Here is a 10,528-nt window from a genome sequence, read left to right on the forward strand (position 1 = left end):
CAGGCGTTTCGCTACTTTCTTGTCTCGCCTGTGTTGAAGGATTTCATCCAGAACGCTGCCGTGCTGATCAACCGCTCGCCACAGCCAGAATTTCGTTCCCTTGATCGTCACGACGACCTCGTCGAGATGCCAAACGTCGCCGGATCGAGGCTGCCTTCGGCGTAAGCCACGTGCGATAGCAGGACCAAACTTCCTGACCCACTGGCGGACAGTTTCGTACGAAACATCAATACCGCGTTCCAGCAGCATTTCTTCGACGTCTCGAAAGCTGAGATTGAAACGGCAATAGAGCCAAACTGAGTGACTGATGACTTCAGGCGGAAACCGGTGGCGCCTGTAGCTGATGGTTGGGGGCTGCATCGCCATCTGCTACGGCCAAATAGCGGCGCAATCAACCTCAGGGAAGTTAATGTGACAACAACCCTAGGGCTGCTCTTCGATTCGGCGGTAGGTGGATGCGGCGATCAGGGAGCTGCGCCGGGTCAGGTCAACCAGCGACGGGTTGGCCACGCCGTCGGGCGACAGTGCTGCCTCTGACAGCCGGAACCCGGGGGCATCCAGCACCGCAATCAGGATCACCTTGTCCTGATCCGGCAGGACTCCTCCGCCCGACAGGGTGTTCGCCGGATCAAAGGGGTAATCGAGGTCAAATGCGAACTGCGCCGGGCGCGTCATGCGGGCATCCACGGGGCGAATCGGGTGTTCGGACCCCAGATGCAGCAGGTTCGCTTGGACCGGCATCGGCCCGCCATCCACCACCGCCTTTATCGCCGCACGCTCTGTCGTGGACAGCGGCATGTCCTGTAGATTGATGCCGAAGGGGCGGTTGGTCCAGGCAAAAAGATGAACTGTTATCTCATTCGTATCAATCGGTTGCAGCACCCGGTGGTGCACCAGAACCTCTGCAATATTGGCGGGCACGCTGCCAGACAGCCGTTTGCGATAGAGTCTGCGCTTGAGGGTGCTCTTGCTGTTGATCTCAGTGTCAAACGTGTCGGGTTCGGTCAGCTCCGTGCGCCCCTCCATGCGGTTGGCCTCGAGCGTTGCGCGGCGGTCATAGTTCCACGCCAGAACATCCGGGCTATGCGCGTGCCGGTATTCCATATGCAACAGTCCTGAGTAGTGGTCACTTGATTGGATAGGGATCGGCCTGCGCCCGGTGTCCAACTGAGATGTGCGCAAAAAGGGCCGGCCAACGCTGTCGGACAGGGGGCCCAGATCCATCTCCCACACCCCGCGCGAGATCAGCGCGGCCCGCAGCAGTTTGGTCTGTGTTTCAGGGAGCCCACCAAAGGCAGGTCGCGTTTCGGTGTAGATCGACAGATCCTCAACCAGAGTTTGCGGCAGCCCGTCAAAGAAAGGCTCCCAGCTCCAGCTAGGCTGCCAAGTGGGCTGGTCAGGATTGGCCGGATCAGCGGGGATTTCGGTAAAGGTCAACCGCCCCCGCCAGACCCCGAGACGGGTGCCCACATAGACATAATCCTGCCGGTTTGTGTCCACCACATTGCCGGGCGTTCCAAAATCCGGCAGGCCGTCAGGGTCGACAATCACGCTGTGGGCGCTGGCCCGGACCCCGGCCGTTCCAGATGCCGCATCAATCGGTGCGCTCACCAATCCGGTCGGATACCATCGTCCTTCGCCGTCAAACCACCACAACGTATCGTATTTTTCGTCAATTTCGGGCGGGCCACCACCGTCTGGGCGGTCGGATTTTCCGGTGGTTGCGACATAGCAGCTGCCGCGTGCGGGCTCATGCGAAGCGACATCGGTCAAGCTCATTCCAGAGGGGCGCGGCAGATAATTCAGGAAGACAGCTGGCAGATCGTCTTCTGCGTATTTCTGCTTGCTCGGTCTGTCCCCGCTGATCCGCGCGTCACGTTTTTTGGTCCATGTTGCATCATCGCCTGCGGCGTTGACGGTCAGGGTGAACCGGAAGAGCGTGTCATCACTGAGCGCTAGCACGGTTGACCCGTCCATTGCGGGTGTTGTGCTGCTGGTGATTGCGGTTTCTGTGCCGGGGTCCGCAAAGCGGATGACGCGGAAGCGTTCGATCTGATCCTGGCGCACGCCCGGCCACAGACCGTCGGCGGGATCCTTGCCAGAGGGCAACGTGACCCATTTTGGTGTCGCGCCAGCTCCCCAGTCCTGCGTGTACCATAACCGGTCTGTTCCGATACAGACCTGCGCGTTGGTTCCCGGGCCGGGGGCCGTTGCGGATTTGGAATAGAAGAAGGATCGCGCATAGGTGTCTTCGTCATCGGCGAAACCTGGCGGGGTCATGACCCTATCGAGAGAGGCCCAGCTGATCTCGGAATTTGCCTCTCGGAAGCTCCAGTCCGAATGGGTGAATTGCTCCAGGAACTTCTTTGGCTGGAGGGGGTGATAAGCGACACCGCCGCCATCGCCGCTGGTGCGCCGGTGCCAGACGGTATCGCCACTTTTCTCGATCACGGCATTGTCCTGCAGCCCCGCCAAAAGTCTGCCGTCCATCTTTGGGTAGCTATCGATATACCCTGGTTCGGTCACAGCCAGACCGAGATTGCGCGGCACGGCCGTCTCATCGGGGCGGCGCAGGAAAACACCGCCGTCACAGGCCACCCAAAGCCCGTTTGGCCGCATTCGCATTTGGTGCACGTCGGCGTGGATCCCGATGCCGGCAAAGGTATCGTCATCGCCGGGCGTGGCTTCATTCGCTATGTCGAAATCGGCGCGAAAACCGCCATCAAAGGCCTCGACCATCAGAGCGTGCATCGAGGCGTCGCCCTTCCGGTAGGCCCCGGCCACATACACGGTATCCTTGCCCGGGGCGGTGTCAGCAACCGCCTCAATTGCCATATCGTAATGGGCCTGATCCCCTTTGACGGTGATCCTTGACCCCCTGCCTTTGATTTTCGTATCTGAGGCGAAGACGCTGCGGGGCACATCCGCGACCAGATGCGAGGTGACGGCGGATCCTGAGATATTTACCCGCCACAGGCCGCTATGACCAATCTGGCGCCCTCTGCGTTTGCCCAGCACATAAAGGCGATCAGACACGGTGTCGGGCTGACACAGCGCCAGCCGCTTGTAGCTCACACTGCCGCCATAGAGCTTGTCGAGATCAATGCGGTTGAAGGCACCTGTTGGACCGCTGGGCGCATGATAGAGCCCTTCGGGACCGCTGGAGGTCACCATGCCCACCCAAAGCCCCGAGCTTTCACTCCACAGCGCATCGGTAAAGACTAGGACATCATCATCGTCATGATTGAATTTGGATTTCGGGACCTGCTGCCAATCGGCGCCGGCCACAAAATTGCCCTGACGAAAAAACAGACCGTTCGATGTGGCCGACACCAGCTCGACCGACGTCGCTGTGCCATCAAAGCCGGGGTTGCGGGCCAGACGGTAGATCCCGCGGCCCCGCATCTGTGTCCCACCCTCGACCTGCCAGGGGATGCCCCCGGGATCGGCCAGGACTGCGTTGATCGTGTCCTCCAGCTTGAGGACGCCGATACCGGCGTGTTTGCTGCCCGGTGCCCCGGCGCCGCCGGGTCTGAGCTCGCCGGTGCCGGCATAGATCACATCGCCTGCTGGGTCGTCGACGTCGCTGGCGTTACGCCCGAATTCCACATGTAATGCCCCCACCGTCAGAGACAATTGCGCCCGTTCCCCAGCGGTCAACATTCCGGGCTGGACGCCCCAGGCGCCCACTGGACGCCAGGCCACATGGCTGTCTTCCCAATACCACACCCCGCCATTGGCGCTGCCAGCATAGGCGCGCGTGCCCTCGCGGTTGACAAAGAGCTCACGCACGCGTCCTGCCACCATCGGGTCGCCGTCGGCCTGACCGCGCAAGACGGCCGAGGGGCCCAGCGGCAACCAGGGGCCGGGTGGGGCCGCCCGCGCCGCCATCAACGCGCGCAACAGGTCAAGCCAATCCAACTCACCGTCGATGCCGACGCTCTCGCGCAGGGATTGGTTGAACTCTTCGCGGCGGCTGCGTCTGTCCGCAGATTTCACCAGATCTCGGGGCCAGTCATAGCGCATCAGCTGGATCCTTCTTCGCTGTCGGTATTGGGCGCAATCCGGATGTAGCCTTCCTCAACGCGCACCCGTCCCTGTGGCAGCAATGCGGCTTGGGTGGCGGACAGGATCGGATCGTCCCGCCAGGTAATCGGGGTATTGCGTTTGACCCAGGTCTGGTCGGCGCCAAAGGCTGCGATCTTGGGCAGGCGCACCTTGTCGGGGTCGATCAATACAGGCCCGATGCGCGCCGAGGGTGCGATCTTGGATAGTCCCGGTGCCACCCAATCGCGGAGCAATTCCAATGATTTGCGGGGAAGGATCCCCGAGGTTGCATGGATGCGCGCATAGGGGTGCATCAAGAGTGTCAGCCGCACAACCTGTCCCACATGCACCGGCAGATCACCCGCCTGACTGATATAGGGGCTCTCCAGTGGCGAGGCTTCGGGCAGGAAATCGGTGCCCAGACCCGCCCCCACACGACCCAAAAGCGCGCGGTATCCACCGCCATAACGATTGATCCGCGCGAGCTGGCCGACCAGCGGTTCGACCAGATGCAGCCGGGAATAGTCATTGTTGACATAAAATCCATAGAGCCCGTCATGCGCCTTGGAGATCTCGCCCAACCGGATTGGAAAGGCGATGGATTTCAGCCGGTCGCGGACCTGTTCGGCCAGCAAATGTGCACTGATCTCATCGGCCTCTTCACCGTAGGCACCGGTGATGGCGAGATCCTGCGGCACATCAAGCCGCAGCCGCGCGGTCACCACAGCGACCGGTCGACCGACCAGCCCCGCCACCGAGGCCCCCGAGAGGTTCAGGTTGCCTTCGACGCTCCAGCTGGTGGTGTCGACGGCGCGCAAAAACGCCGACAGCGGATTTTCCAGATCGCGGGTGTCGGGATCCGCCCGGGTGGCGATGTCTATGTCGATCATGCCCTGCGCCAGGTCACCACAGGGCTTGGCCGCAGCGGGCAGTCCTTCGCCCGGCAGGGTCACCGCAGGCCCGTCGCGGCCCACGCCGCCTTCCCACATCAACCCGCCCGAGACGCTGTCCTCCATGATCTGCCCCAGCGGCGTGCCGTCAGCGCCAAAAACCTCCAACGCTTCATCAATGAAATCCGGCAGCAAAAACCCTGCTATGGGATTGATGCTAAGGGCAGGCGTTTGCTGATTGAGCGCCGCCTCCGGCGCGTCGGGGCCTTCGCTGGCCGGGTCTGTCAGGCGCCACATTAACCGCGCAGGCACGGCGAGCCGGGGGGGGCGCCGCAGCGCGGGCGGATCATCGGGCCCGGTGATCTCATGCGCAGCCGGCATCAATAACTGGTCCACCGGCAAGTTGCGCACGCGCCCAAAAGTGTCGATCACCCGCGCGCGGGTCAACCGCAGCCGCCCCGATGTCAGCAAGCGGGGCAGGCCCGCCGCGCGCAGCGCATCCGGGATGGAGACGGGGGTCGGACGCACCTGCCCATCGGGACCTTCGTCAAGGCCCAGCCAGAACGCCTCAAGCCCGTCGATTGTGACCGATCCCATGTCCGGGTTGGTCAGGAAGTCAGCCAGCTCCGCCAGCACCTCTTCGTGATCCGAACCAATCTCGCCATCCCCGGTGTCGTCTCGCTGGGCCTCGGCGGCCAGATAGGTGGTGATTGCGGCCTGATAGCTGCGCGCCAGCCCTGTGGTCAGTGGCGCACGGCCCATCAGACGCGGACGTGCCTCAGACAGGGGCGGCAGCCCTTCGTAATCCACAGCGCCCAGATCGAACCCGCCCAGCCCGTCGCCCGGCGTGATCTCAAGCTCCCATTCCAGCCAGATCGGGCACCATGGCTGGGCCCAGGAGGTGATGGAAACCGGGCTTGGTTCAACCCCTTCGGCCAGAGAGTGTAGGAACAGATGCGCGTTGGCTTCGGCCTCTGCCAGGCTGGCCCGCCGCCCCGCGCTGCGCAAAACCGGAGCCTGCCCGTCATAGATGCCATCGGCGGAATACCGCAGCGCCATCTCGCCCTTTAGCCGGTTCTGCGCCGGTACAACTTCGGCGGGCGGCACGGTGTCGACAATGGCCTTGATCACCCATTCCAGAAGGTAGGGGTCCAGCAGAAAACTATGTTGCACGATGCGGTTGACGGCGGTGGGCACATGGCTGTTGGTGATATCCCGCAGATAGTCCTCGGCACGCAGCAAGGTGCCGAACGCCACCGCCAGCTCTGATGCCCAGCGACAGGCGAGGGTGCCGTCTTCGGTATGAAGCCCGTCGTCATTGAACCGCGGGTGCCGACCATAGTTGCGCAGGCCCAGCACAGGTGGCGTCGCGCGGTGAAAGCGTGGCCCGGGGCGGCGGATCCGCCGTACCTCGCCCGCAGGCTCTGCTGGGGGCACGTCTTTGATGCGGTACAGGTCGTTGACGGATTTATGCACGCGGCTCTTCATCTGCGCGTCGACAAACTTGACGGTGCCGCGGCTCTGGCCCTGCCACATCACATCCGCCAGCACTGGCCCACCGGCTTTCGAAGCCGCCAAACGGCTGCGCTGGCCGCGCCCACCCTTGAGGGCCTGTGGACCCGCCTCGATGATCACATCCTCATAGGTTTCCGGCCCCTGAAAGCTCTCGAACCCGTCGCCGTGTTCGGCCTCATCCAGGGCCACGATCCCGTCCGGGCTGTCGATGTCACGGATCGATGAATTGGCGACCGCAGTCAGCAGGCTTTCGAGGTATTCGCGGGACTTGGCGTCCTCCAGTTCTTGATGCTTGGCAGCGAAGCTGGCGATCATCGTCTCGAGCGTCGGGGCAAACGCCAGTTCAATAGCACCGGCTTTGGGCGCCGTATCATCGCTGACGCCGCCCCGCACGGGCACGCCCTGCACAGTGCCATGCATCACGGTATTGAGCCGGGTGCGGGGGGCGACCAGAACCAGATCGTCAAATTCGTAAGGGCGATAGCTGCGCGACAGGGCCAGCTGAGACGAGGTCATGCGTAGCTCGCTGGCCAGTTCGACCTTTTCAAAGGACCCGGCTGAGGCCGTACTGGCCTTCGCGACAAGCGTCCCGGGTGATGTGTAGCTGGGTACGATAGGGGCCGGTGAGGCGGACCAGCCCAGATCGTCTAAAATGCGCGATGTCGTTAATGGGGTGAAGGCTCCGGCGAGCGGATCAGCACTGCGTTCGGACCACCAGCCAATGACCACATAACTGGCGAGCCCGGTCAGGACCGCGTCTGCGTCCAGCCCGCTCAGGTCGTCGTGAAGGGCAAAGCGGTTGATCGCGGCGTCATAGGCCGATGTCCACGTGGGCGATCCGCCAGCGGTGGCCGTCAGCTCATCCGGTTGCAGCCGCGGGCCATTGCCGGGGACCGCACCGTTTGGATAGCCCTCCAGCGGTTCGACCTTGCCGTCCTCGGACGACACCACCCAGCCGGTGATATCCAGACGCCGGACCCCGCTACGGCCTGTCATCCGCAGGATCAGCCAACGGTTGGGCAGGGCGCGCAAGCTGAGCGGATCATCGGCGTCTTCCTGAAACTCGCCGCGCAGCAACCCATCGGGCAGGGCCCAATGCAGATGCACACCACCCGGCCGCCGGACCGCAGCGGAAAAAGGATCGGCTGTCGCGCGTTCGTCCGGATCGCCCGAGGTCAGATCCATTGGCAGGCGCACGAACCGCTCGCCGCTGTTGGTGCCGGGCGGCACATAGAGCGCCTGGACATCCACGGGCACAATCAGGCTTGGCGGCGGCGGAGCGGGCGGGCGCTTATGGGTTAGGCCCAGATCCAGCGTTGCCCTGGCCGCCGCATTGGCCAGCGTCCAGTTGGGCTGGCGCAGGATGTCTGCCATCAACTCCGGCTTGATGCGCTCGGCCATGGGTTACTCCTCCTCGTCCGCGGCGGCTTGGAAGGCCGCGGAATAGGCCCGCGCAATGCCACGCACGCCCGGTTGAAACGCCGCATCCTGAATAGCTGGCGTGGTCTCGGACTGGGCAAACACCTGCCGGTAGGGAAAGCGCAGCATTTGCAACGCAAACTCGGCGCCGTCGATGCGGTCATCGCCCGCGCCGGTCATGCCTGTGCCGGGCGCGTCGCGGAAAGCGCGTGCGGTGTTGGTCATGTCGATCACACCCGCAGCACCGGGACGGAACCGCACCGGGATATCATGCGCCAGATCCGACGGGCTGTCGCCTTCATCCACATCCGCGGGGTCGATCTCGGTTCCGGTGTCATCCACATAACGGGCTGATTGTACGTTGCGCGCAGGCACCGTTGCGGTCATTTGCCCGCGCCCGGTGCGCGTCAGGCGGGTACCGAATTGTACGCCTTGGCGGGGTTCTTCGATATGGATCACGCTGGGCGCGCCATCAAACAGCGCCAGCAGCACCGACGGCGCCAACCGCTCGAGCCGCAGCAGCTTGATCCGGGTCTCGTCACTCTCGGGTTGAACGGTTTCGTCATTGCCGTCGGGTTCTTCGCGGTAGGCGCGGATGTGCATGCCCGGCCAACCGGCCACCGCACCCGAGCGCATCAAAAACCCGGTCACGAGCCCGGCTGTGCCGCCCAATGGCGTCTCTCCGCCCGGCACGCGAATGCGCCGCTCGGAAAAATCGACGTCCTTTTCCACGATGGGATAAATCGCCTCGAGCTGGGCGCGGTCGACGGAATTGGTGGTGGCCACGCTGAGCGCGCCCTGCACCAGCGCATCCGTCCATGCGCGGTCGAGAAAGAAGAACCGGATTGATTCATTGGGCAACAGCTCTTCGTCCGGCACCAGCGTGTTGAACGGCACCCCCATCAACAGCCGCAGACGGGCCAGAAATTCGAGCGTGTCGCGGGGAACGGCTTGTCGGTCATCCGGGCCTGGGGCGACGCCGGCACCCTCAAGAGCGGTCATTACGGCGTTGAGCGAGATTTGCTTGGTCAGGGTCATCGGTTGGGGGTCCCCTTCAGGCGGTTCACAAGGAAGTCGGATAGGGTGTCAAAGGTCTGGATATCGTCGAGGGTGCCCGCCTCAAGGGCCTCGCGTCCCACGGCGAGCTCGGCCATGCTGAACAGTCCCGCGTCCAATGCGTCATCAAGCTGGGTGTCGAGGAGATCGCCCTCGGGTACCGGCCCCGCGGCCGTCAGTTCAACCGGGGTGGCCTGGACTTCGGTCAGCACCTCGGGCGCGTCAGGCCGGGTGGTCCAGCTCTCCAACAGTTCGGGTTTTATGCCCAGCCCCGTGGCCAGATCATCTATTGGTTGCCCGGCTAATGCGTCGATTTTGCGTCCTGGGCGCACCAGCGGGCTCTCGGCCCCCAGTGCGGTCCCGCGCCGTTTCAACATGTCAGCAAAGATCGTTTCTTCGACCCGGCGGCCCAACGCGCCCGCGATGACGGCATCGTTGTAGATGTCGCGGGGGATGATCGGGTCGAGCACGCCGTCCAGAAACAACGACTCTTGCTTGGCCTGCTGGATGGCGACACCAAACCGTTGTGTCCGCCAGCGCATCAGCGAAGCCACAAAGGAGGGTTGCGACATCGCCAGCAGACGCCCGGTTTCAAAGGCGACCGCCAGCGAAACGTCTTGGCGCCCCTCGGGTGTCATCATCCGCAAGTGGTCCGAGACATGCGCCAGAATGGGCCCGTCGTCGTCCTGACGTGCGTGCACCCGACGCATCAGGCGGTGCGGCGAAAACGGCCCGCGGTACCAGGCGTTTTCCTCGGCCCCTGCACGGCTCAGATGCGGCATTCCGATATGTCCGGTCTCGGTGATTTCCAGAGGCAGTAGCGACACGGGCGGGGTGCCGGGGCCCTCGCCGGTCTCTTCGGGTTCGCAGTCGGGCAGGGGGCGTTTGTAGCCGCCGGGGGTCTTTGCGCCCAAAAGGCCTACGTCCAACCCCTGCATCAACCCCTCAAAGCTACCCGCCTCCGAGCAGGTAAAGCGCCAGGAGGTCAGCACCGGGAACCGGTAAATCGGCTCGGCAAACAATGCCCCCAGATCCAGATCAAAGCCGCCAAAGACCCCTTTGGCCTGCAAGACGGGTCCGCTCACATCCGCAGCGATCGGCTCCAGCCCGGAAAAATCGCCCTCCAACAGGGCGCCGGCATCAATCGCGCCCAAGTCATTGGCGCCACGCCGGGTCAGGGCTGCGCGGTCGATCAATCGGCCCCCGTGCAGAACAACCTCACCACGGCGTATGGCATCGGTCATGGCGGTCGCGTTGGTGATGTCCAGATTGCGCTCGGTGCCGCCCGCCGACACGGGGACCGCCGCCCCCGTATGAACCGCCTGGGCGATATTGGCGTGCACCGCGCTTAGATGCAGGTCGTTCTCGTTGAAAAAGTCGCGCGGAGGGGCGGGGGGCGGCAGTTTGCCGAGCTGACCCTCAAGGTTGACCAGACAGGCGGTATAGGCCTTGGGGCGGCAATTTTCACGGTCGAACTGCGGCATGCGGTTGGCGATCACCACCGACAGGAACCCGTCGTCGTCGCCCATCGCGGCCTCGGTGTCCTCGAGGTTCACTTCACGCACGTGGGTCAGCATGATGAGATCATCGATGGTGGGAAA

5 protein-coding genes are annotated in these 10,528 nt (G+C 63.5%); all 5 read right to left on the bottom strand.

Annotated features, from left to right (window positions below; all coding sequences use genetic code 11):
* Window positions 1–360, bottom strand: a 360-nt coding sequence (locus ABJH13_RS16180; RefSeq protein ID WP_348407251.1) for an IS6 family transposase, incomplete at its 3' end; no start/stop codon positions are given.
* Between the two features lie 63 nt (window positions 361–423).
* Window positions 424–4,026 (bottom strand): hypothetical protein, encoded by a 3,603-nt coding sequence (locus ABJH13_RS16185; protein ID WP_348407247.1) that lies wholly within the window; start codon window positions 4,024–4,026, stop codon window positions 424–426.
* Complete coding sequence (locus tag ABJH13_RS16190; protein WP_348407248.1) at window positions 4,026–7,853, bottom strand: hypothetical protein; 3,828 nt, start codon at window positions 7,851–7,853, stop codon at window positions 4,026–4,028. The genes ABJH13_RS16185 and ABJH13_RS16190 overlap by 1 nt, the downstream gene beginning before the upstream one ends.
* 3 nt (window positions 7,854–7,856) lie before the next feature.
* On the bottom strand, window positions 7,857–8,909 hold the full coding sequence (locus tag ABJH13_RS16195; protein ID WP_348407249.1) for a hypothetical protein: 1,053 nt from the start codon (window positions 8,907–8,909) through the stop codon (window positions 7,857–7,859).
* The coding region (locus ABJH13_RS16200; protein WP_348407250.1) for a hypothetical protein at window positions 8,906–10,528 on the bottom strand (1,623 nt) is incomplete at its 5' end. The genes ABJH13_RS16200 and ABJH13_RS16195, both read right to left, overlap by 4 nt.

This window comes from Roseobacter sp., assembly GCF_039970775.1.
GTDB lineage: Bacteria > Pseudomonadota > Alphaproteobacteria > Rhodobacterales > Rhodobacteraceae > Roseobacter.

Bases quoted from the DNA above. Each gene is read 5' to 3' on its own strand.
- ABJH13_RS16190 (WP_348407248.1), bottom strand. From the start codon at position 7,853: ATGGCCGAGCGCATCAAGCCGGAGTTGATGGCAGACATCCTGCGCCAG.
- ABJH13_RS16195 (WP_348407249.1), bottom strand. From the start codon at position 8,909: ATGACCCTGACCAAGCAAATCTCGCTCAACGCCGTAATGACCGCTCTT.
- ABJH13_RS16185 (WP_348407247.1), bottom strand. From the start codon at position 4,026: ATGCGCTATGACTGGCCCCGAGATCTGGTGAAATCTGCGGACAGACGC.